The organism is Phaeodactylibacter xiamenensis, assembly GCF_000759025.1.
Taxonomy (GTDB): Bacteria; Bacteroidota; Bacteroidia; order Chitinophagales; family Saprospiraceae; genus Phaeodactylibacter; species Phaeodactylibacter xiamenensis.
This window is the reverse complement of sequence record NZ_JPOS01000019.1, coordinates 140,953-164,550: the sequence shown is the minus strand read 5'-3', so window position 1 is coordinate 164,550 and position 23,598 is coordinate 140,953. Positions and strand designations below refer to the sequence as shown.

Below are 23,598 nucleotides of genomic sequence, written 5' to 3'. Positions count from 1 at the left end.
TATTGACCCGCGAACCTTCCGAATATGACCACCGCACAACACCAATTTATCCTGGAACCATACAAAGGGAGCCGCACCCGGCACCGCTGCCCAGGCTGTGGCAAGCCCAGGGAGTTTACCCGGTATATTGATACCCAGACCGGGCAGCACGTAGCCGCGCACGTTGGCAAATGCAACCGGGAAAACAAATGTGGCTATCATTACACGCCCCGCCAATACTTCCTGGACAATCCCACGGAAGAAGCGCGCGCCTGGCTGCAATCAGATCAACACCTGAAGACCTACACACCACCACCACCGCCCCCAGTGGATTACATACCGCCCCGGTATTTGGAGCGCACCCGGCAACAATTGGAGCACAACAATTTTTACCGCTTCCTGGTCAAGCTGTTTGGCGAAGCCGAAGCCGCCCGCCTGGCTGACCTTTACAAGCTGGGCACCTCAAAGAAGTTTAAGAACCACGACGGGTACGCCGCTTTATTTTGGATGATCGACAAAGGCGGGAATATTTGCCGAGCTAAAGCAATGGCATACAACCCCGAAACAGGGAAGCGGATAAAGGCACCTGTCAACGCTGTGAAAGTATGGGGGAAGAACGGGTATTATAATTGCCCAAAGGATAGAAATCCCGTTGCCGATATTTCAAAACAGATATTGGGCAAAGACAACGCTAATACAAAAGCCTGTTTTTTCGGAGAGCACCTTTTGAGCGCCGCCCCTTCCGCCCCCGTTGCCATTGTGGAGAGCGAAAAAACCGCTATGATAATGGCATCTATTAAGCCAGATCAGGTCTGGATAAGCACAGGAGCAAAAAGCGGGGCAAAGTGGAAGACTGACCCCACCGTTTACCATGCCCTGGAAGGGCGGAAGGTAATACTATACCCAGACCTTAACGCAATTGAAGACTGGGAAGAAGCCGCCCGCAATATTGCCCACGTTTGCGCCCAGGTATCAGTTTTCAGAGAGCTGGAACAATACGCCACACCGGAGCAAATACAGGAAGGTGACGACATAGCAGATTTTTACATACCTGCACTATTGGAGCGCCGGAGCAGAGCCGCCCAGGCAGATCAGGAAGCCCAGGAAGGCTTTACCCTTCCGCCTGGCTGGCAGTGGGAAACCTTCCACTTTAAGCACGGCACACACCGCCAACTTATGGACAGTGACGGTTTGCCCGCTTCCTGGAACCTTGCCCCCCAAACAGATCAGGAGAAACAAGCCGTAGCAATTGCCCTGGGACAGTTAGACTATTTTTTGACCCACTAAATGATTTACAGTTATGAAACTAGGACTAGGTTTAGGAATCAACAAAATGAGAGGCAGACCACCACGGAAGCCGGAAGGGGAACCCCTGGCACTTCGCAGCGCGCCCACACCGGAGCCGGAAGCCCAGGCAATGAGCGCCGCCGCACCCGCACCAAACGAACCGCCAAAGCGTAAAGGTTTGATTTACAGGATATGGCAGCGCATTAAAGCCACTGTAAAACCTTGTCCTTTCAAATTGTGTGACAGTGTACGACATTTGTACCAACAACAACAAATTAAATATGGTAGGGGCACCAAGCCGGGAAGGCGGAAGGAAGTACGGGAAGATCAGTGTAAGGATTGAAGCCGCTGTAAAACGCGAGCTGAAACGCCTGGCTTTTGACTCCCGCCTGAGCCTGTCCGAATATGTCCAGCAAATGGTTTACCGGGAGCTGGCAGAGCACGGGCGGGATAACTACCACAAAACCGAAGATCATGGAACAGCAACTAATTGAACAGTTCAACAACTTGAACAGCGCCGCCCAGGAAGCATTGGTAAACTTCCTGAAGGCAGTAAATGAAGGCACCACCGGAGCAGAGACCCCGGAGCAAAAGAAAGCCCGCGCCGAATACGAAAAGACCATGCGGGATTGGCATAAAGGAACCCGCCCCACTGTATTCAGGGGCTAAAGATGAATGTATCGATAGACAGCGGGGGCGGTCCCTCTAATATTTAACCGCCCCTGCATTTATCCTAAATTCATTTGGGCCACAATTGCAAAACACGACAGGCGAAGTCGGGTATCTAACGCTATCAGCGGTTTTACTGCTTCGCTACAAACGGACACAAACAACACCTAAACACTTGATAAACAAGTGTTTAAAGGTTTTAAAATTTCTTTGTGTCAAAACTGAAAACCAAGTTATCAAATTACACTTATTTATAATTTATTAAATTTCGTAATATGAATGTTCTGGAACCCACCGTTTTTGAAATAAGGGAAGATCAAACAGACCGGGAAATAAAGGCTTTGCAGGAACGCCGCCGCCTAAATGCGGAAGCCCTGGAAGCCCTCCGGGAAGCCGTATGTAAGTTGTACCGGAAGGATAATGTACCTTATCCAGACATAGAGCAGTTTTTGTTATTCAGCCAGGTGCCAGGCAGTACGTTTTGGCTGGAACGTGACAAACTACGCACGAAGATCAAAACCGAAGCCTTTGGGCTTTGGCTGAAGCTGGAAGGCGGGAAGCATAAAATAAACCCGGAGTATGCGGAAGCTGCTTTGGGCTTTACTCCCGATGAAGTTACCGGACTGGTCAACGCCTGGGAAGCTGTTGACAAGTTAGCCACGCAAGACCCCCGCCGCTATTGGTCAGATACCGCCCAGCAATTTAAGCCCGTGCCCGTCAGCGCCCAGGAGCAAAACCAGATCGAACGCCGCAATACAATGATGGTGAGCAAACCAGAGCTGGCACAGATCATTAAGAAGCTGAGAACGGAAGTACAATTGATAAACCTGGCTAATGTCTACTATGACAAAATGATAACAAAAGCCAGACTGGCACAGAACCGCCCTGAGCTTATCCCCTTCCTGTCACACAGGGAGACCCAGAGCGCCAAAGGATTGAAGACCTACGAATATTTTTTGCAGGATAGTGTTTTAATGCAATCAGCGAACCCAGGCTATAAAGCATTTGACGAGCAATAAAGCGCACTTTATTTTTTCACAGAGGGTTTTAGAATGTGCTTGCCGTGCCCCCTTCATTGCGGGGCACGGTTTTTTTTTATTAATTTTTTTTTGGCTTTCTTTTTGGAGTTCACAAAAACAAAAAGCCCTGTAAATCAATGACTTACAAGGCTAAATTGTAGCGTGAGAGTGACTTGAACACTCGACCTCAGCATTATGAATGCTGCGCTCTAACCAGCTGAGCTACCACGCCATTTTTTCTCGTTGAGGCGGTCCTCTATTGCTGAACTATCGCTTCCCATACGTGAGAGGGACTTGAACTCTCGACCTCCCGTACGGGCGCTCTAACCAGCTGAGCTACCACGCCATTTTTTCTCGTTGAGGCGGTCCTCTATTGCTGAACTATCGCTTCCCATACGTGAGAGGGACTTGAACTCTCGACCTCCCGTACGGGCGCTCTAACCAGCTGAGCTACCACGTCATTTTTTCTCGTTGAGGCGGTTCTCTATTGCTGAACTATCGCTTCCCATACGTGAGAGAGCGACTTGAACTCTCGACCTCCCGTACGGGCGCTCTAACCAGCTGAGCTACCACGTCATATCAAATAAAAGCATCATTCTGCTTTTTGCGGTTGCAAAGATAAATTTTTAACTCTATTCCATGCAACCTTTTTGGCGAATATTTTTTCAAATAGGAAAAGTGTAAAATGACAGACGATCAAAAAATCAGTATACGCCCTGAGGTCCTAACTAAGGATATTGAAAGCACCCCTGCGGAGCACTTCCAAAATGCGACGCTCCGACCTGTGCTGAAACTACAGAATGAGCTGCTGCAGGCTGTTTTTCTACACATGATGGACAAGCGCAAAGTCAGTTTCCGACAGCAGTCCCCACAGGATCAGGCGGCACAAATTAAGCACAGCCTCAGCAAAGATAAGCGGCTGCGCTTTCAGCTGCTTGGTGTGGTAATTGGACAGTTCACCACAGCCGAATATACCGAGTTTCTTGCATTAGAACAGGAAGCCGTGCGACGGATATTCACCATGATGGCACAGCGGCTGAAGGACGGACTCATCAAAACCACTTAGGGCCCGCATCTTTCATTTCGCTTTCCCGGGGCGCAAAGAGTAGATTTAAGCCAAGACGCAGGTGACTGGCATTGCTGTCTTTGGGCTGGAAAACGGTCAGAATATTATCCGTGGCAGCAAGCAGTTGAACCGGCCCGGCTTTAAGGGTAGCATTCAGCCCCAGGTTATCAAAGCGGTTGTTGCGCCAGGAGTAAATCCCTCCGACATTTAGAAATGGCAAAACCTGCAAGTTAGAGGATAGGGCGGCGGCCGGGTAGGTGTTGCCACGATAGCTTTCGCTAAAAATAAGTCCCCCTACAGTCCAGTTTTCGCGCAGTCGCAACGTAGCGCTCAGGTAAAAACGGGTAGGCAGGGTGGTCCGAAAACCTTCTGAACCTTCCTCTATTTCATAAACGGTTTCAAGTGTATCCAGAACGGAACCGAAACTTGTACTATCATCAAAGATCCGCTGGGCAAAGTCAAGCCCCTCATATTCATAGGTGCCGTTAAGACTGTAATTGTTAACTTCCTCATCCCAGTCGATTCCGCCAATATCCAGCACACTAGCCGCCAGCTCAAGCTTGCCGAGTTTCACATGCGCTCCCAGGTCAAAAGCAAACCCGGTGTTGCCCGTAAACAGGCTCTCTGCAGAGAACGTCCCAAAATCGAAGTTGGTCTGAATGTCATCAAAGCCATCGTAAGTAAGAGAAGAAGCGCTGTTGACCTGATAATCAGCATTCAGCGTCAACTGGTAAACCTCGCTGTCCGTTCGAAGCCGGAGTTGATTCCGGCTACTGTTGATGCTGCCGGCACCTGAAAGGAGCTTAGCCCGTCCACCGATGACCACCGCATCACTGACTTCAACCATTGCCCCCACCGCAAATTCCTGATAGCCTAGCACATCTATATCGGGGGCGAACTCAATTTCTTCTCCTATAAACTGAGCATTGCCCTGCCAAATGAGCTGCGGCAAGGTCTTTGGGTAGTCCATAAATGCGTTGAAACGAAAGGTATGGGAAATGCTGAGCCCTAATGGCCCAAATCGCGCGCCCAGGCTTAGGGTTTCAATATCGAGGTTCTCGCGTATGGCATTGCGGTCCTCCATCCCGAGAATAGCCTGATCGACATTCAGCACCCGGTTCCCATTACCATCCTCAACGAAAAGCGTATTGTAAGTCAGGTTTTCCACCCAAAGGCTGTTGTAAACGCCTGGCAGCCCAATCACCATCTCATATTCCGGGAAAAATGCCGGATTCGTGCGGTTCGCCTGCCAGGTATGCCGCAAAAAGTGCGTACTCAAATCTTGCTGGGCTAGCAGTACAGCCGAAGGCAAAACGGCCAATGCCAAAACGCCCAAAAATAGCTTAATTCTCATGGTAGCTTTTGATTTCAAAGATTCAGGATTGGGTGTGCGGATGGTTGCAAGGGCAAGAACGGTATTTTCAACCGGAGAATTGTACAAATGGACCAGCCACTTGCCGACAAACAGTAGAATAGCTGCCGCTAAATCAACGGCGATAAAGACAGGCCCGATACTTACAGGGATTAAACACTAAACAGAAACCGTAGCTCCGGCACGGGCTCCTTTGACAAAGTACATATCGATCAGGCCTTTATTTTTAGCCTGTACTTTGCCCCGGTATTCACAGTCGAACTGGTATTTGATCAGGTTGTAAGTCGCCTCTGAAATGTTCACCCGACCGGCCTGCCCGTTGGTCTCCATGCGGGAAGCAGTGTTTACCGTATCGCCCCATATATCGTAAGCAAATTTATTCACACCCACCACACCTGCTACGGCAGGGCCCGTGTGTATGCCAATCCGAGCCTCGAAGTAGGGCTTGCCCAGGCGCATACGCTCCTGTTTTTGTTCCTCCAGGTACTCCTGCATTTCCAGTGCTGCCTTGATCATACTGCCCGGCATGGTTTTTCGGTTATCCAAACCGGAAGCACACATGTAGGCATCGCCTATCGTTTTTATTTTTTCGATTTCCGGATAGTTGCCGATGATAAAGTCGAAGCCCTTGAAACAGCGGTCGAGCTCTTCCACCAATTCTTCCGGTGAAAGCTGCTCAGAAATCCTGGAGAAGTTGATAAAGTCGCTGAAAAGCACAGTGACCTCATCGTACTTGCGGGTTTGCGCTTTGCCATACTCTCGCAGTTCCTCAGCAATGTTAGCAGGCAGGATGTTCAGCAGCAGTTCGTTGGACCGCTCCTTCTCCTGTTCGATCATGCGGTTCTTGTCCTTCAGCTGGCGTCGGTTTCGGCGGCTGATGAGGAAGAGTACCAGCAAAAGCAAAGTCAGTAGGATACCCGAACCGGCGAGGATCATAAGCTGGTTGCGCTGCTCTTTGTTGCGCTCCGCTTCGCGTTGACTACGCTCCGCCTCCATTATAGCCTTGTTCAATTCAATTTCCTGGGTTTTCAGCACGTTATCCTGCTCCAGTTTTTGCCTGGAAAGCTGTTTCACTTTGACTTCCTGAAGCTGAGCCAGAGAATCCGCTTTTGCCTTTGCAGCCGAGACATCAGCAAGGCGCTCCTCCTTTTTATTGACCTCTTGCTCCACTTGCTGTTTTTCCTGCACGAGGCGCTGCTGCTGCTGTTGCAACTGGTCACGGTCGGAAGACAGCAAGTCCTTCTCTTCTGAAAGACGGTCAATTTCAGCCTGCAGACGCTGCCGCTCCTGGTCCAGTGCCTTACGCTGCTGTTCATATTTGCGCTCCAGATCACTGATACTCGTACCGTTCTGACTGAAGTAATTGAACGCCTCTTCTACAATCTGGTAAGCCTTGCGATAGTTACGATCTTTTTCGGCGAGCCGGCTGCGGCGTTCCACGCTTTTGATAATGAGGTCAGAATCCCCGGCGTCCTTCGCCTTAGCTAAAGCAGTACGGTACCAAACCTCGGCGTTCCGCTCATCGCGATCGCGCTCATAGCCCCGCCCCACCAGGAAAGCGGCTTCTGCACCCATGCTCGAATTATTGATCTCCGTGGCTAAGCGGTGCGCCAGTTTAGCCTGCTCAATAGAAGCCTCCGTATTGCTGCGCAGGTAAGCCTCAGCCAGGTCGTAGTGCAGGTACATTTTTTCTTTGCTGCTACCCGCCTGCTCCAGCTGCTTTTTCAGGTCTTCAATAGAATCCTGACCAAAAGCAAACCCCACAAATAAGCAACAAGCAAAAATGATCAATAACCTCATAAAAAGAAAAGCAACTGTTTAGATACCGGCAAGTCTCCGGCTGATATCAGGTCAAATAGAGAAAACAAAAATACAAACTCCGCGCTAGAAAAGAAGGAAAACCGTATAATGATGAAAATCATAAAACTGCTATGACGGATGTCAACAGCCCTCAACGATGTTTTGCGCATATTAGCAGTGTAAAAGCCAATTGCCTCATTAATACGAAAAAACTAAAACAATGAACGTCCTAGATCCTGTCAAGAGTATCATGACAACCAAACTCATCACTGTAAGCACCGGTGATAAGCTAACCGCCGTGAAGGAAATTTTCGACAACAACCGCATCCACCATGTTCCGGTAGTCCGCTACAAGGAATTGGTGGGCATCATCAGCAAGACTGACTTCATGCATTTCCTGCGCGGCTTCAACCGCAACCAGGAAGACCGCTTTGTGAATGAAGCGCGCATGCGGGCCTACAACGTGGAAGACATTATGACTAAGGGGATTGCCAAGCTTTCTCCAGATGACCGCATCAACGTAGCACTGGAAGTTTTCCTGGAGAACCGCTTCCATGCCGTTCCCGTAGTCAGCGAAAATGGTGAGCTCGAAGGCATTCTAACCACCTTTGACATCATTAAAGCCATTGCCGCTACCAAAGTGACACCAGAAGAAATTCTGGAAAGCAAGAAACAACATTAGCAGTCATTACAGGGGCGCAACAGCTTTGTGCCCTCCTGCGCCCGCCTGAAGCTCACGCGGGCGCAGTGTTTTTTGACTGCTCCTTTATTGATTAAATGCCCTGCCTTATGAGAAAGATACTGGTTCCCACAGATTTTTCCGCCATCGCTGCTAATGCCTTCCAATTTGCACAGGTTGTTGCAGAACGGCAAAACGCGGAGGTAGACACCATGCACGCCTACCACCCTTCCTTCGACTACTCCAACCCCTATCTCGACATGCCCGCTGCCGAGTTTGACAGCATCAAACGGGAGCTGCTCGATCAGTTCATCGAAGGCAATACCCGGGATAGCGGTAGTAGTGTGGCAACGCTGCCTAAACCCATCCTGAATATTGGTTTCGCTTCTGAAGAAATCGTAAGGATGTCAAAAGGGTACGATCTGATTATCATGGGCACTACCGGGGAAGGCAACTTTTTGGAAAAAGCCTTTGGCAGTGTTTCCACCCACGTGGCACGCTTTGCCCACTGCCCGGTCCTGCTTGTTCCCGGTAACTGCAAGTGCGGCAACTTCGAGGAGGTGGTTTACGCCAGCAATTATCAGGCTGCAGATGAAGCAATGGTAAAAAAACTACTCACCATTACCGGCCCCGAAATCAACAATATCCACTTTGTACACATTGATAACGAAACCAAGTCGCCCTACCACGTAGAAGAAGTCTTGTACGAACAGGCTCAATTGTATGGCACTTCGACCATCGGCTTCAATTCAGTGGAGATCGAATGCCCCAATGTGCAGGAGGGTATTGTTCAGTATGCCAGCGATATTCGGGCAGACCTTATCGTCATGGGCACAATGCACCGCAACTTCCTGGAGCGGCTCTTCCATAAGAGTGTGACTCAGCAGGTTGTCTTCCACACCACGGTACCGTTACTGGTGATGCACTACGACGATTAAAGCCTTCATTTAGGCATCTTTTTGCAACTCAATAAGCGTAACTTCCGGTAGAATACCTACACGGCCAGGGTAGCCGAGGTAGCCTAAACCACGGTTGACGTACAGGAATTGCCGCCCGCTTTGGTACAGACCTGCCCATTGCGTGTAGACGTATTTGATGGGGCTCCACTTAATCCACCCGGGGATTTCCACCCCAAACTGCATACCATGGGTGTGCCCGGAAAAGGTAATGGCGATGTCCTGATAATCATTCGTGACTTCCCCTTCCCAATGCGAGGGGTCATGCGACAGCAGCAACTTGAGGTCAGCCATGCCAAGCCCTTCGGTGGCCTGCTTCAGATCGCCGTATTTGGGGAAGCGCGGATGTGTCGAATAATTTTCCACACCGATAACTGCTACTTTGGCACCGTTCACCTCCAGGGTACGGTGTTCGTTCAGCAGGAGGTCCCAGCCGATACGGCGGTGGGTATCTTTCAGTAAATCCATATTGGCTACTTTCTCTGAATCAGTACCCCATCGCACGTAGTCTCCATAGTCATGATTGCCTAGAACCGAATAGGCTCCGTAGCGGGCGTTGATTTTGTCAAACACATCCACAAAGGGCTGGGCTTCCTCTGCTTTATTGTTCACCAGGTCGCCCGTAAAGAAGACCAGGTCCGGCTGCTGTGCATTGATTAGGTCTACGGCGTTACGGACCGGTTCCTTGTGCAGGAAGCTGCCGGAGTGTATATCTGAAATCTGTACAATTTTGAGCCCCTGCAGCGCATCCGGCAAACCAGGAATACGGACTTTCTCCGTAAAGAGGCGGTAGCGGTAAGGATTGCGCACCATACCATATATAAGACTAAAGAAGGGTACTGCACCAAGCATCAGCCCCAGCTGAGCCAGGAAGCGGGAGCGGCCGGCGCTAAACTCCACACCACTGCCCAACTGAGTTGCCAACCAGCCAATGAGCCGCCGAAGGTCATCGACCACCATTACAGCAGCAACCAGCATTTTGGAAATGTAAACAATGAAAAACAAGGTGCGAACGACAGTTACCGTTGATTTTGGCCAGTTTTCAAACCACCCTGCATCACTGCCCAGCATCCAGGTCAGCAAAAGCACTGGCACCGCCCAGTAAATACCGTATAGCAGGTACCGCAGGCTCGGCTGCCAGCTGTGGGCGAGCGTGCGCACAGCCATAAAGGCATAACCATCAAAAACAAGTAACAAAATGAGCAGGATAAGAAGGCGCATAAACTCCGTATTTCTATGTACAAAGAGGGCAACTTTGATATTGTTTCAGCAAACTGATGAATGTCATGATTTTTTCGGCCACTCTTTGATTTTAGTCAGTGCCCGGCACCTTAATTTGCTTTTCATTAGCAAAAAACAGCCACCCTATACTAAAGTGTAAACGGGGGCCGTTAATAAGCGGAAATAAGGGCAAAAAAATTAGATTTCGATTCTTCCCCCCCTGCCTATTTTTATATCGAAATTTAATTTTGCTAAAAATTAAACCCACTGAATTCCATCTTTTGTTTAATTAAATTTTTCAACAAGATTTAAATAAAGGTTAAATCAAAATAAAATTCTGCCTATTGACTTGACTCCTACACCATTTGCACCTACATTTGCGGCAACAAAACCGCAAAAAGCTAAAAACGAGAATCCGATGAAAAATCTAACCCTTATTTGCACCCTGGTGTTGGCAAGCCTCACTACCCTTTCTGCTCAACTTTCCTTTAAGCCTGGCGATATAGAACTGGCGGCTGGTGTTGGCGTAATTTCCACTTATGCTAAAGACGGCGCGACCACTATCGCTCCTCCGGTCAATCTGCGCATGGACGTCCGCCTGTCTCCCAACTTCAGCCTGGGTGCCTATGCTGCTTATGCCTCCTTTGAGCGCAACGGCCGTATCCTTCCTACCGGTGCGGTACAAGACATTTCCAATGAATCTTTCCAGGCCGGCCTTCGTGCAACTGCGCACGGGCAGGTAGGCGAAAAGTTTAACATCTACGGTGGCGGAATGCTCGGCTACGATATGGCAACCGTAGAAGAATCCATCGACGGGCAGCCTAAGAGCAAAGGCGACGAGCCTTCCTTTATCCGTCCGGAAGCTAATAACAACGCTCTGATCTACAGCGCTTTTATCGGTGCGACTTATTACCCTAAAAGCAACCTGGGCTTCTTTGGCGAGGTTGGCTATGGCAACAGCCTGCTGAACGTAGGCGTTAGTTTCCGTCTGTAGGAACTTTGCGCTGGCATTCCGGGTTTTTAAATGACCCTTTGCTAACAAAACTCCTGCAAGCAACAATAACTATGGAACTGAAGCATATTCCAAAACTGAAATTCACCGACGGGCAGTCTTTTTTTCTAATCGCCGGCCCTTGCGCCATCGAAGGAGAAGATATGGCTTTCGAAATTGCCGGGCGGGTCAATGCCATTTGCGAAAGACTGGAAATTCCTTACATTTTCAAGGGCTCCTACCGCAAAGCCAATCGCTCCCGCATCGATTCCTTTACTGGGATTGGTGACGAAAAAGCACTTGGCATCCTGAAAGCCGTTGGTGAAAAGTTCCAAATTCCGGTCACTACAGACATCCACTCTGAGCCGGAAGCAGCTTTGGCTGCCCAGTATGTGGATGTGCTTCAGATCCCGGCTTTCCTTTGCCGCCAAACCAGCCTGCTGGTCGCAGCGGCTGAGACCGGTAAAGTGGTTAACATTAAAAAAGGCCAGTTTCTGAGCCCCGATGCTATGCAATTTGCTGCTGATAAAGTGCGGGGCGCTGGCAACGAGCGGGTCCTTCTCACGGAACGGGGCACCACTTTTGGCTATCAGGACCTGATCGTTGATTTCCGGGGTATTCCGACTATGCAATCCCTTGGCGCTCCTGTCGTTTTAGACTGTACGCACTCCCTGCAACAGCCCAATCAGACTTCCGGAGTAACCGGAGGCCGCCCGGCTATGATTAGCACCATCGCCAAAGCGGGTATCGCTGCCGGTGTAGACGGCTTGTTCATAGAAACGCACCCCACTCCATCTACTGCGAAGTCTGATGGCGCCAATATGCTACCGCTAGATCAACTCGAGCCTTTGCTTGAACGGCTGGTCAATATCCGAAAAGCTATCATTTAAAACCATCTGGCAGGCAGCGTTCTTGACATAAGCCGGGTCTGTATTGTAAAGCAGTGATTACACTTCGCTGTTGAACGCGATTGCGCTCACAATGAAAATCACAAAATAATACACTACCCAAGCCTTGTTTTTAACAAAAAAATTGTGTATTTTACTCTTAAACCCAAACCAAAAGGAGGAACTATGAGAAAAAGCAATATCTACAATTCCACACTGACCATCCTCCTCCTGTTCGCCACCACCACCCTGATTGGGCAACAGGTGGAGAAGACGTTGGTCAAATCCTTTAATTTAGGCGGGCTGCAAACCGTATCCCTGAATGTTGATGCTCCGGTAGAGGTCGTTGACTGGGATCAGCCCTTCATGCGCGTACAAATGCACATTGAGCTCGACCGAGGCTCGGAAGCCTTGTTGAAGTCACTCGTACGTGCGGGGCGGTACAACCTGAACGCCGACGAAGCCGAAGGTACTTTCAATATCGTAGCGCCCAATCTGGGCCGGGAAATCACAATTGGCGGGCAACCTCTGAATGACCGGATTTCTTTTGTCATAAAGAAGCCGCGCAATGTAGCTTTTTCGCCATTACAGAGTGAAGAAATAACTGAAGAGACTGCCTCCTCACTGTAAACTCAGGCCGAGCAACTTTTGAAAAGAGTTGAACGTTATAAAAGGTGTGCTGCCGAAAAACCGGAGCACACCTTTTATTTTTGCCAGAGTGATGTTCATATTACCTTTGGCGCTCAAATTTGCAGAATCAATGAGAATCGGTTGGATAATAATAGGGCTGCTCCTCTTGGGCAGTCAGGCTCAGGCACAGCTCAAAAAGACCCTTCACAAGGTTTTTGAAGTACCGGAAACCGCCAACCTGTTGGTGTTCAATATCTATGAAGGCGACTCCTACGATGTGATCCCCTGGGCTGGCAATACTATAATGACGGAAACACAGGTGGAGATGTCCAAGGCTTCCCGTGGCGTGTTTGACTTCTTCCTGGAAGAAGGCCGCTATGATTTCATCACTGCCCCTCAGAGCGACAGCCTGATCATCAGCAGCAAGGACTTGCTTCGCCGGGTGATTAAACTGGAAGATGTGGAAGCTGAGGAGAAGGTGCACAGCCGGATTTTCATCCCCGATTACTTTGTGCAGCAGTCTACCACTGTCTGGGAAAAGCCGGAAGCACACCAGGAGCAGCAGCCCCAGCGCAAAAAACTCAACCGGGAAAAAATGGACGTGGACAAGCAGCTGCACGAGGCGGTACAGCCCAGCCCTGCCGATTCCACCAATACAAGCACTGCACCCCGCACGCAGAACGACGACAATGGTTAAAGAATCAGAACTTAAGCTGAGCCCCTCTGAAGCTCAGGACGAATCAATCATACGCAGCCGGGCTATACAAAAATGCCGCCTGCCTGCAGATACCGTTGAAGAGATACGCCTGCTCAGGCGGTCAATCGATGCGCGGGGTAAGCGGCCAGCTATCCGGTTGCGCGTAGCTGTCTATGCGGGCGAGCGCTATCAGCCGGAACCCGCTATCCTCGACCGCTTTCGGATGGTGGATGAAGCTCCGGAAGTCATTATAGTGGGTGCAGGGCCTGCAGGCTACTTCGCTGCACTTGAGCTTATCGAGCTGGGATTGAAGCCTATCGTATTTGACCGGGGAAAAGATGTCCGTGCGCGGCGCCGGGACCTCCGTGCTATTCAGCAATTCGGTGAGGTAAACCCTGACTCCAATTACTGCTTCGGAGAAGGTGGTGCAGGCACCTATTCGGACGGCAAGCTGTATACCCGTTCTCATAAACGAGGTAATATCGAAAAAGCCATGCGCCTGCTGGTGGAACATGGTGCCAAATCCGATATTCTGATTGATGCTCACCCGCATATTGGTTCCAACAAACTCCCTAAGATTGTCGGCAATATTCGCTCCACTATCGAGCACTATGGCGGGCAGGTACACTTTGACAGCAACGTCACCGATTTCCTCATTGAAGACGGTGCCATCAAAGGCGTAACCGTCAACAATAATTCAGAGCACACCGCAGAAGCTGTCATTCTGGCAACAGGGCACTCTGCGCGGGACATTTACTACCTGCTTCATCAAAAGGGAGTCAGGCTTGAGGCCAAACCTTACGCCCTTGGCGTGAGAATTGAGCATCCCCAGCCACTAATCGACCAGATACAGTACAATCAGCGGCAGCGAGAGGCAGCACTGCCGGCTTCCAGCTACCGGCTGGCCTGCCAGGTGGGCGACCGGGGCGTCTTCTCCTTCTGCATGTGCCCCGGAGGACTGGTGGTCCCGGCAGCAACGGCACCCGGAGAGATCGTCGTCAATGGGATGTCTATGTCCAAACGGGACTCCCCCTATGCCAACTCGGGAACGGTAGTCGCCGTGGAACTGGAAGACCTCGCGCCTTTCCGGCAGCACGGTATTTTCGCCGGGCTGGCTTTCCAGCAAAGCGTTGAGCAAGCCCTTTTCAACCACGGCGATGGCAGCCAAAAAGCCCCGGCACAGCGCCTGACTGATTTTGTAAAGGGCAAAGTGTCCGGTAATCTGAATGGCTCTTCCTATATACCCGGGCTCTATGCTGCCCCACTCCATGAATTGCTGCCACCCTCCATTGCAGATAAATTGCGGCAAGCCGTACAGATTTTCGGTCAGAAAATGAAAGGGTACTACTCTGAAGAAGCGAACGTGATTGGTACAGAAAGCCGGACAAGCTCGCCTATCAGAATCCCCCGGGACCGCGACACTTACATGCATAGCGAAGTCAGGGGGTTTTTCCCTGCCGGTGAAGGTGCAGGCTACGCAGGCGGGATCATCTCTGCAGCAATGGATGGCCAGAATGTAGCCCGTGCTGTAAAAAAATTCCTGGTCCCTGTACTGCGGTAAGCTCATTCATCCCCTAAAATACCCTACCTTGCGGCCGCTAAAAAATAACAGCCGATGAAAGATATTCTGGATTTACTGGGCAGAGGACTATTGGCCTTTATTTTTTTATATGAGGCCTACGACTCCATTTTCTACTACGAAGCCACCAAACAGAAGATGACGGCCTATGGCCTGGAATGGCATCAGGACCTCCAACTGTTGGGCGCCATCGTTTTGCTCACGCTGGGCGGCACCCTGCTGCTTATTGGCTACCGGACAGGCCTCGCGATGTTCATGCTCCTTTGTTACTGGATCCCTGTCACCTTTATTGTACATGCTTTTTGGCTGGACCCGGAACCAGAACGCCGGCTGGAATCTATCATGTTTATGAAAAATATTGCCATCGTGGGCGGGCTCCTCATGGTCTGGGCAAACGGTGTTGGCAAATACAGCATCAAACGATTGTTTGCCACTACTCATGTGCCTGGAAACTGATCGCTCACACTTCAAAACCTAAGACTGCCGGCTTTCACCCGTGACAGGAGCCTCTTTCCGGGAGGTACCCTGTGCGCCAATTTCAGCGCTTTCTTCTGCTCATTTCAAACCTGACTTGATTTTTATTCCGAAATTATCCTATATTGAGTGGGTCTTTATACAACGCAATAGAAAGATTGGTACGCCCTGTAATTGAGGAAACGTTGCACAAAGCATTTAGCCGATTCATTAAAGCCATAGTAATAACCGATGTACATTTAACCACATTATGACCGCTTAAAAAAAATTACCGTATAATCAGCTATACCTAACATCAACCAGCCTTATTAAGCCAGCCTTCTGTTGACCGCCCATATTTAAAGGCCTCCAATAACTCAAGACTGATGCAATAAGAAGCTTTTCGCACCATATGTGCGCCCGGTATACGAGGGTAGTAAGCCCTGATTTTCATTTTCAACCTTTTCCTAATCACTTTTTCAACTTTTTTGTGATGAATATTTTTGTTGCTAAGCTTAATTTTGATACAGACAGTGACGGTCTGCGCACTGCTTTTGAAGCTTACGGAGAGGTGGACTCCGCCAAAGTCATTAATGATCACTTTACCGGTAAATCCCGGGGCTTTGGCTTTGTAGAAATGCCAGATGACGAGCAGGCTATGAGTGCAATCGAAGCGCTTAACGAGTCTGACCTGGACGGCAACACAATTGTAGTGAAAAAAGCAGAGCCTCGCGAAAAACGTGGTGGTGGCGGACGCGGCGGTTTCGGCGGCGGCGGCGGTGGCCGTGGCCGGGGTGGCTACGGCGGGCGCAGAGATGACTACGGTGGCGGACGCGACCGTGGTGGCTACGGTGGAGGTGGCGGCGGTGGCCGCAGAAATGACTATGGCGGCGGGCGCGATCGCGGCGGCTACGGTGGCGGGCGCAGAGATGATTACGGTGGAGGGCGCGACCGCCGGGACCGCGATGACTACAGTGGCGGACGGCGCGACGATTACCGAAAGGACAATGACCGGGATAACAATAACCGGTATTAATAGATTTTATTAAAGTAAATTTTGTATGCCCCTGAATTGCCTTTTTCGCCAGCTCTGCATCACGTCCTCACCTTCGTAGCTAAGGCTACGAGGTTCCGGGTGCTCTTTGATCTGGCAAAAAATCCTAATCCATGGTCTATACAAAACCTACATTAATAAAATCTAATGAAAATTGCGATAAGCAGGTGAATTCATAAACTTGCTTACCCTTAATAATCCATTTTGGGGGGTGCCTTCCGGGGCATCCCCATTTTTTTGTCCGGTATACCATATGAAAAAGCCAGGCGCACATTCTGTACGCCCGGCATCATCATGAAACACTATATTTATCGTTTGGCACAGGCCCGAATCCTTAGTCTGCCAATATCATCATGCGCTTTGTTCCCACATGCGTTCCGGCCTGCAAGGTGTACTGCAATATACCTTCGGGTAAGCCCGCTTTATTTAGCGTGACCGCATTGTACCCCTTTTGGCCATCCTGCTCGATCGTCTTGACCACACGCCCCGCTATATCACTGATGGTCAGTAAATAGCGTACTGCCTCAGGCAATTCAAAGCCAATTACGGTTTCGTCGCGGAAGGGGTTAGGGTAGTTTTGGTGCAGCTCAAACCGGTTATTGGCATTAGCTCCGTTTATGCGGCCGTAAAACTCAAGCCCGAACTCATACAAGTCACCACGCTCGCTGTAGGCTTCCGCAATGGTCACCCGGGAATTTGTCCGCATTACTTCACTGAGAATCAGGTTTGACTTTGCCCGCAGCTTGATGGAGAATAAGACGTCATTCGGCCCAAAATAGTCGGCCAGTTCATCTTCTGACTTATTCCAGCTCAGGGTAACCATACCGTGGCTCGTGAAGGAGGTACCGATATACTTCGAGTCCATACGGCCCGGGATGACATCCATAAGCTCTACCGCCTCTTCTTCGAAGAAAAGCGTACCCTGGTAACCACCTACTGACTGGATATCCTCGGATGTGATATAGATGGTGTGCTCATCGCCGGCTTCCAATCGACGGTCTTCCAGGTTGAGGACGAAGACCCCGTCAAAGTCTCGCTCATCAATACCTACCAGGTTGTTAGGCTGGGCATCGCCATTGACATCCCCAATCTTAATTGCTACGAAGTTGGCATTAGCAATGCCTGCCTGAGGGATATCATTGATGTTCAGCACCTCGGGGAACTGCTCTGCCCAGGGGTTGGATGGATTGGGGAAGATGTAATCTGCCTCTACAAACCGCCAGCTGCTGTTGTTGGTCAGTTCCACTTCGTCGCCCAAGATGAGCTTGCGCAGTACGATCATGTCAAGTGTGGACACATTGCCCGAGTTGTTGACGTCTGCTGCAATAATCTGGTAAGGCGTACTAAAGGGCTGAATACCCAGAATATGCTTATTCATAAGTAGGAGGTCGAAGGTGGAAACGCCATTCAGGTCATCGCCATCCCGTGACGGGGTGACAGTGTAGTCCTGCCCCGGTGTGAGCCCTTCAAAGGTAAAGGAACCATCTGCACCCGTCACCAGCCATCCGCCGTTCTGTCCGCTCAGGTTAATTTCCACTTCCTCCACATGGGCGCCTGCCGGTGTTTCAATACTGCCCGCTGCGGCAGCAGTAGGCTGAGCACCGCTGCAATAATTAGCATTATCCTGCACAAAGAGGAAGGTTTCACAGCTTGTGCTGTTGCCAACAGGATCCCATGCATAGACTTCCACCATAACGAGACCAGTGTCTGCACAGCTGAAATAGATGCCGGTGCTATCTATGTTAGGCTGATCGCCCAGGCGGTTGATAGAATAAGTGACTTCGCCGGAGCAGTCTGTAAGATCCCCGATCACAAAGTCATCTGCCCATACATCACCGATACCGCTATCTGCCACGCCATCACCATCAGAGTCGTAGGCATCAAGCTCTACTGCCAGTCCGTTCAGGCAAGACAATGTAGGTGTTGCACAATCAACCACTTCAAAAGGCAGGCTCTGTACCGTGCTATTGCCACAACCATCGCTTACCTGCACCTCAAAGCGGTGGCTACCGATTGGAAAGGACCCGGTGATTTCATAGCTCGGGAAGTTGGCTACTACCATATCGGTTAGTGTAAGCTCCATATCCAAAGAACCATTGTTTCCGGCATCCAGGAATACACGTACTTCCAGGATATCGTTATTGGCCGTACCCATCACGCAATCGTCGCTGACGCTGAAGGTGTAGTCCACCTGGCCTTCACAGGTCTCGTTGTCCAGGCTACAGAAAGGAGAAGCCGGTGTAAAGTTGATCGTTGGTGCAGCTTCGTCAAACACAGAGATAATCTGTGTGTACTGGTAGAAACCGCCATCGTAGTCTGCCCGCTGCCAGTAGTCGTCAAAGCCCTGGCAAAGGTTTTCGCTGGCAAGTGGATTATTGTTAGGCTCCGTTTCGTCATTATCGCGGTCGATGTAGGTAAAGCCATCCGGGCGGTGAAGGACAAACACGGCTTCCTCTCCATTCTCCGTATCGCAGTCCGGATCACGGCTCACGATGAAAGGATCGCTTACGCCATCGTACTGGCACCAGTTCATTACCCGCCAGGTACGGTAGATTTTGTAGCACTCCCCGTTGGTAGGTTCAAAAATTTCATCTTCTGAACTAACGGCAAGCATATCGCAACCCAAAGCACTATAAGTAACGGTATCAGCCTGAGTAGCCCCGCAAACCGCGGCATTGTCTGCCGGGAAGCGAATTTCATAATTGTGCACCTGTTCTACTGTGATCAGCTGCTGGCAGTCACCGGTGCTCACGTTACCAAATCCATCTGTGGCAGTGAAACGGCGTAGAATGGTGCCGGCATTGCAGTTCATGTTTACAATTGGTGTCAGTTCCGTAGTGATGGCACCGCAGTTATCGTTGGCGGTCGCCGTGCCAAACAGCTGCTCAAGCGCTACAGGGTTTTCTACGTCAAAAGCCAGTGGCAGGTCTGTACAATCAACGGTAACATCAGCCGGAGCAATACAGTCAGGCACAGCAAGTTCCCCTGGTACCACCTGCACCATGCAGGTATTGATGTTGCCATTGACATCCACAACCCGTAATTCTACCATGACAGGCTGCCCGGCATCGCAGCAGAAGAAGTCTACGTAGGGGCCAAAGTTGGAAAAATCGTTCCCACAGCTGGCGGTTTGATTGTTGTAGCCATTGCGGCGGACTGCCAGGTTCTCTACACCGCAGTTGTCCCATGAGCCATTGTTGATATCTTCGGCGTAGACACGGCCGTAGTCCTGCCCACCAATGGAAACGACTGTATTCTGATCACAAACTGCCGTCGGCGCTACATTGTCTTCCACTACGAAAGGGAAGAACCGCGTTGTGCTGTTGCCACAGCCATCCGTTACGATGTAGCGGAAGAAATAGTCTCCAATGGGTATGCCAGAGACTACACGGCTCGGAGCATTCCACCCGATGACTCGCACCACTACGGTATCTGTTTCTGTACCGATCAATTGACCGTTGCTGTTAAATGTGCTGTCGATATCTTCCCGCACAATAGCGGTATGCACTTCATAGTCGGAGCAGTTCTCCTCCACTACGGGGAGTGGCGCCTCAAAGGCGGCCTCACAGCTGAAGGGGCTGTTAGAGAAGACCGGCATATCAATTTCGCCATCTCCGTTGTAGTCGATATCCGGTGCGGTTACGATAGGTGCGGAAAAGTCGCCGACCTTGATCCACTGCTGATAGGTATAGAGCGTGCTCATGTCGCACCAGTCAAATATTTGCCAGGTGCGGGCAAACTTATAAGCGCCTGCACAGAGTGGAATCTGGGCCCCATCCTGAAAAGTAGCTGCTACATCGCAGAAGGCATAATTGAGCTCTACCACCCCAAAAACAGTATTGATATAAGGGTAGCCTGTGACTGTCGGCGAGGGGTAGCCGTTAGGCAGTGTCGCGTAAGTTGCCTGGCAATCAATAGGCAGGTTGTTGGTTGGCAGGTTGACATCCACTTCAGGATCAGGGCGTTGCAGGGTAATGGTTTGCACCGCAGTAGAACTGTTACCCGCTGCATCAGTCGCAGTGAAGGTCCTGGTAATCACCGTGACGCCACAGTCGCCTCCAATATGGCTGTAGGTATCTTCGAAAGAAAGCGCCACATCCCCGCAGTTATCTTCAATAACCGGTGAACCGGTGTACTGAAGGCTGTTCGGGTTATTGAGCAGGGAGTCCAGGTCTTCACAAAACAACGGTTGATTGTACGTCACGGGAGCAAGGACAAATGGTGAGAACGTCACGGTTTCTACCATCGCTGAGTTGAAAGTGGTGTCGAAAAGCCCGGCTTGACCTGGTCCGTCAGCAAGGATAGTATAGGTGTAGTTACCGGTTTGTGCCGGCTGCTGAGAACTTGTGAGCAGGGTATAGGTGGTACCTTCAGTCAGCAGTATATTTAAAGCAATATAAGGAATGCCCGTGCCGGTCGTACCTTGCAAATTTGTGCCCTCCGCGACAATATTGTGACAAGGGTTAGAAGCACTGTAGCTCCCCTCAAAAAGCGCCATGGCTACGAGCCCGTCTGCAAAGTCGGAAGTCACCAGGAAAGTATAAAACCCGGTTGCGTCCACTTCCACCGTTTGCAGGTTGTAGTAACGGGTACTATTGCCGCTCAAGCCATCCAGGCAAATGTAAGTGGGCGCATTGAGCGTAGGCATGGTATTTGCCAGGCTCCCTTGCAGCACAAATCCATTAGTGCTAATGACAGCCTCATCGGTATCAGCAGGGGCAGTAAGTTCGGGCGCTTTGTTATCAATGCCTTTAACATAGCCCCAGCAGGGGATAAAGCCGTTACCAACATCCACACCAGGTGCGAGTTCAATTTCATAAGAGAATAAGCCATGACCATCGAGAATCCCCCCGTTGGAAGGGTCCACGTCGTCGATGCTAATGCTAAAGTCCGCATCCGTGAGGCAGCCAAAGTTGCCGTCGAGCAGCATATCTGGCGTAATCAGGCGCTGGCACTGCGCGTCTGTAACTACGTTGATCTGATCATTGCACGCCAGATTAACCAGCTGAGCAGTGTCTTGTGTAATTCCAATACTGAAGGACTCCTGCCGTGTATTGCCGTACTCATCGGTAGCAATAATATTCACGGTGTAAAGGCCCGGGTTGATATTGGCACAGTAGGTATCGCCTACCGTATTGGTCACTGGAAATAAAGAACCTCCGGAGCCAATAAGCTGAATAAAGGGGGGGACCTCATCAGAGCAGTCATCCACTGCCTTCACCTGGAAACACACTTCAGTCAGGCTTTCTGCACAGGCATTTAAATGCTGTTGCAGGTTTTGATTAGGATAAATGATGATGGGGGCAATCGTATCTGGCTTGTTGGTTACATTGAGCCGGGTGAATGCCTCTGTGGTATTGCCCGCTCCATCGTTATAAATAACCAGTAGTTCTGCGCTGTCTAAATCTGGCGTCAGCAATATCGGGTAGACAAAATTCCCCTGCTCCGAAAGGTCGGCATCAAAATCAAGGGGATTGCCGTTGAGGGTAGTGGTAAGATCATCGCTGCTGATGACTTCATCGCAATCATCAGTAACCTGCACCTGCATGTTGATCCAAAGAGAATCCTGGCAGTAAGGCAATGCGTAGGTGAAGTTACCGGGTAAGGCAATCTCCGCCGGAAGATCTGCTTCCTGCACAACTTCCAGCAGGATGTTGCTCACTTCCACGCCCTGATAAGATACATTGACACCGTAGAACCCAGGGTCCAGAAACCCGGAAAGCTCAAAGTAGGCAAAGCCGCTTTGCACATTGGTATACCCTACATTCAAAGACGCACCTGTTACTTCAATATCGGGCTGCACGTTAGTGCCGGGCGTGATGTTGCAGTCAAAAATATTACCGGAGAAGATGACAAATGCATCCGTCTCACAGGCTGTTACCGTATACTGTGTATTGCCGCTTACGTCCACGATCGGCGCCGGGCTGTCTCCCTGTACCACTGTAATATCAAAGCTGTAGATAGCCGTATTGCCATAATCATCAAAGGCTTCATAGCCGACAGTGTAGGTGCCAGGGTTCAGATAAGAACCAGAGGCAGGGCCCTGCGTTTGAATGATTTCGGCATCTATATCGCAATCATCAATAGCGATGACTGACCAGTTGACGGGCACTTCATTATCACAGGAAGGGGTCTGTACCAACAGGCCGTCAGGGCCCTGAAAGACCGGAGGCCGGTTGTCTACAATCTCGATTTCGAATTCAGCCGTAACCTGATTGCCATCCTGATCAGACGAAGTGATGGTGAGTATATTAGTACCAATGGCAGCGAACCCCTCCAACACATAGGCATCGCCGGTATTAATCAGGCTGACACTGCCCCCTGGAAATACAGCTGTATTATTGGTAAAGGTTTGAATGGTAGCACTCACCTGAGCATTGTTGCAGTTATCGCTGGTAGTAATCAACCACAAGAACTGTAAGCCACAATTGCCCTCCGGCAAGTTGAAGGTAGAGGTAGCTGGTGGTGTAATACCGATATTGGAGGTAATATCAAGCGATGGCATCTCGTCATCTGTAGAGGCAATAGAGAAATCTACGCTTATGCCATCCACACAGCTGCTGTTCAGGTTGCACGTACCTGGGTCAACTAACGTTAGCGTCGCCGTATAGCTTCCTACGGCCAGGTTACTAAAAGTAACGAAGTTACTGCTCGTTGTACTCTGCGTCACTCCATTAACCGTGATGCTGTAAACAGCACCGCAGCTTTGATCATTGACCACGAGCATGGCCATACCATCCGTTGCCTCCGGGCAGGATGTCCCTTCTGAGCCGGCAACGCTCAACACCGGCAGCAGGTTTTGAATCTCACCACCCTCAATAATGCCCTGAATGGAAGCCGCAGTGCTGTTATCGCACTCTGAGGTCACTGCGAAGGTGTAATCCGTGCCGGGTGTAAGTGAGCCGGGAGCTACCGTAAAGAAGGTATCCGTCATATTCGCAAAATCAAGGACAGGATTACCCTGATTCATAATATCGGCAGAATAGGTATTCGCACCAGGAGCTGATGCCCAACTTATTGTCACCGACCCGTTGCAATTGTACTGTACCGGGTTCAGTACAGGTGCCGAGCAAGTAGGCATCTGGTAAGCTTCCGTACCATGATCAGTGGCCCGGGCCTGGTTGATTGCGAATAGCATAATCGCCAGTAACAGGCTCATCAGAAGCGCAGGCTGTGGGGGGTACTGCTTTTTTCGAAGGTTAAACAAGTTGTGCATGGTTAATTGATTTTGACAATACGGTTTACAGGCAATACCGGGT

General features: G+C 50.3%; 18 protein-coding genes and 4 tRNA genes. 14 read left to right on the top strand and 8 right to left on the bottom strand.

What is annotated here, in order from left to right:
* Positions 1-24: 24 nt before the first annotated feature.
* The 4 genes from IX84_RS09210 to IX84_RS09195 all read left to right on the top strand — a co-directional run bounded on the left by IX84_RS09210 (position 25) and on the right by IX84_RS09195 (position 2,954).
* A complete protein-coding gene (locus IX84_RS09210) occupies positions 25-1,266 on the top strand; it encodes a DUF6371 domain-containing protein (protein ID WP_052515898.1) in 1,242 nt (413 codons plus the stop codon).
* Between the two features lie 245 nt (positions 1,267-1,511).
* Positions 1,512-1,760 (top strand): hypothetical protein, encoded by a 249-nt coding sequence (locus IX84_RS09205; RefSeq protein WP_044219123.1) that lies wholly within the window; start codon positions 1,512-1,514, stop codon positions 1,758-1,760.
* Entirely contained in the window at positions 1,741-1,935 is a 195-nt protein-coding gene (locus tag IX84_RS09200; protein ID WP_044219120.1) for a hypothetical protein, read from the top strand. The genes IX84_RS09205 and IX84_RS09200 overlap by 20 nt, the downstream gene beginning before the upstream one ends.
* A gap of 275 nt (positions 1,936-2,210) precedes the next feature.
* Entirely contained in the window at positions 2,211-2,954 is a 744-nt protein-coding gene (locus IX84_RS09195) for a hypothetical protein (protein WP_044219118.1), read from the top strand.
* A 158-nt stretch (positions 2,955-3,112) separates the two neighbouring features.
* Here the strand turns inward: IX84_RS09195 and IX84_RS09190 are convergent.
* From IX84_RS09190 to IX84_RS09175, 4 genes are all read right to left on the bottom strand, one after another.
* Positions 3,113-3,186 (bottom strand) — tRNA-Met (locus IX84_RS09190).
* A gap of 47 nt (positions 3,187-3,233) precedes the next feature.
* A tRNA-OTHER gene (locus IX84_RS09185) sits at positions 3,234-3,301 on the bottom strand.
* Between the two features lie 46 nt (positions 3,302-3,347).
* A tRNA-OTHER gene (locus tag IX84_RS09180) sits at positions 3,348-3,415 on the bottom strand.
* Between the two features lie 46 nt (positions 3,416-3,461).
* Positions 3,462-3,531, bottom strand: a tRNA-OTHER gene (locus IX84_RS09175).
* A gap of 108 nt (positions 3,532-3,639) precedes the next feature.
* On the opposite strand from IX84_RS09175, the gene IX84_RS09170 reads away from it, so the two are divergent.
* On the top strand, positions 3,640-4,020 hold the full coding sequence (locus IX84_RS09170) for a hypothetical protein (protein WP_044219116.1): 381 nt from the start codon (positions 3,640-3,642) through the stop codon (positions 4,018-4,020).
* Here IX84_RS09170 and IX84_RS09165 read toward each other — a convergent pair.
* Positions 4,007-5,374 (bottom strand): DUF5723 family protein, encoded by a 1,368-nt coding sequence (locus IX84_RS09165; protein WP_044219113.1) that lies wholly within the window; start codon positions 5,372-5,374, stop codon positions 4,007-4,009. The two genes, IX84_RS09170 and IX84_RS09165, sit on opposite strands and share 14 nt — an antisense overlap.
* A 177-nt stretch (positions 5,375-5,551) precedes the next feature.
* Positions 5,552-7,192: an adenylate/guanylate cyclase domain-containing protein gene (locus IX84_RS30865; protein WP_052515897.1), complete on the bottom strand. Its 1,641-nt coding sequence runs from the start codon at positions 7,190-7,192 to the stop codon at positions 5,552-5,554.
* A 220-nt stretch (positions 7,193-7,412) separates the two neighbouring features.
* Between IX84_RS30865 and IX84_RS09150 the strand changes: the two genes are divergently transcribed.
* Positions 7,413-7,874 (top strand): CBS domain-containing protein, encoded by a 462-nt coding sequence (locus IX84_RS09150; protein ID WP_044219108.1) that lies wholly within the window; start codon positions 7,413-7,415, stop codon positions 7,872-7,874.
* Between the two features lie 107 nt (positions 7,875-7,981).
* The gene (locus IX84_RS09145) at positions 7,982-8,809 is read left to right on the top strand and encodes a universal stress protein (protein ID WP_044219105.1); all 828 of its coding nucleotides are present in this window, start codon (positions 7,982-7,984) and stop codon (positions 8,807-8,809) included.
* A gap of 9 nt (positions 8,810-8,818) precedes the next feature.
* Here IX84_RS09145 and IX84_RS09140 read toward each other — a convergent pair whose 3' ends face one another.
* Positions 8,819-10,048, bottom strand: coding sequence for a metallophosphoesterase (locus IX84_RS09140; RefSeq protein WP_044219102.1), 1,230 nt, complete (start codon positions 10,046-10,048; stop codon positions 8,819-8,821).
* Positions 10,049-10,466: 418 nt separating this feature from the next.
* Here IX84_RS09140 and IX84_RS09135 point away from each other — a divergent pair, with 418 nt between their 5' ends.
* The 7 genes from IX84_RS09135 (at position 10,467) to IX84_RS09105 (ending at position 16,321) form a co-directional block, all read left to right on the top strand.
* Positions 10,467-11,042, top strand: a complete 576-nt coding sequence (locus IX84_RS09135) for an outer membrane beta-barrel protein (protein ID WP_044219099.1) — start codon at positions 10,467-10,469, stop codon at positions 11,040-11,042.
* A gap of 71 nt (positions 11,043-11,113) precedes the next feature.
* A complete protein-coding gene (gene kdsA / locus IX84_RS09130; protein ID WP_044219096.1) occupies positions 11,114-11,929 on the top strand; it encodes a 3-deoxy-8-phosphooctulonate synthase in 816 nt (271 codons plus the stop codon).
* A 183-nt stretch (positions 11,930-12,112) separates the two neighbouring features.
* A complete protein-coding gene (locus tag IX84_RS30860; RefSeq protein WP_052515896.1) occupies positions 12,113-12,556 on the top strand; it encodes a hypothetical protein in 444 nt (147 codons plus the stop codon).
* Positions 12,557-12,686: 130 nt separating this feature from the next.
* Positions 12,687-13,253 (top strand): hypothetical protein, encoded by a 567-nt coding sequence (locus tag IX84_RS09120; protein WP_152604975.1) that lies wholly within the window; start codon positions 12,687-12,689, stop codon positions 13,251-13,253.
* Entirely contained in the window at positions 13,246-14,814 is a 1,569-nt protein-coding gene (locus IX84_RS09115) for an NAD(P)/FAD-dependent oxidoreductase (RefSeq protein WP_044219092.1), read from the top strand. The genes IX84_RS09120 and IX84_RS09115 overlap by 8 nt, the downstream gene beginning before the upstream one ends.
* A gap of 54 nt (positions 14,815-14,868) precedes the next feature.
* Positions 14,869-15,288 carry a DoxX family protein gene (locus IX84_RS09110; protein WP_044219090.1) on the top strand — a complete coding sequence of 140 codons (420 nt, stop codon included), beginning with the start codon at positions 14,869-14,871 and terminating at the stop codon, positions 15,286-15,288.
* Between the two features lie 490 nt (positions 15,289-15,778).
* Entirely contained in the window at positions 15,779-16,321 is a 543-nt protein-coding gene (locus IX84_RS09105; RefSeq protein WP_044219240.1) for an RNA recognition motif domain-containing protein, read from the top strand.
* Between the two features lie 352 nt (positions 16,322-16,673).
* On the opposite strand, the gene IX84_RS09100 is transcribed toward IX84_RS09105, so the two are convergent.
* On the bottom strand, positions 16,674-23,555 hold the full coding sequence (locus IX84_RS09100; RefSeq protein ID WP_044219089.1) for a T9SS type A sorting domain-containing protein: 6,882 nt from the start codon (positions 23,553-23,555) through the stop codon (positions 16,674-16,676).
* Positions 23,556-23,598: the final 43 nt, after the last annotated feature.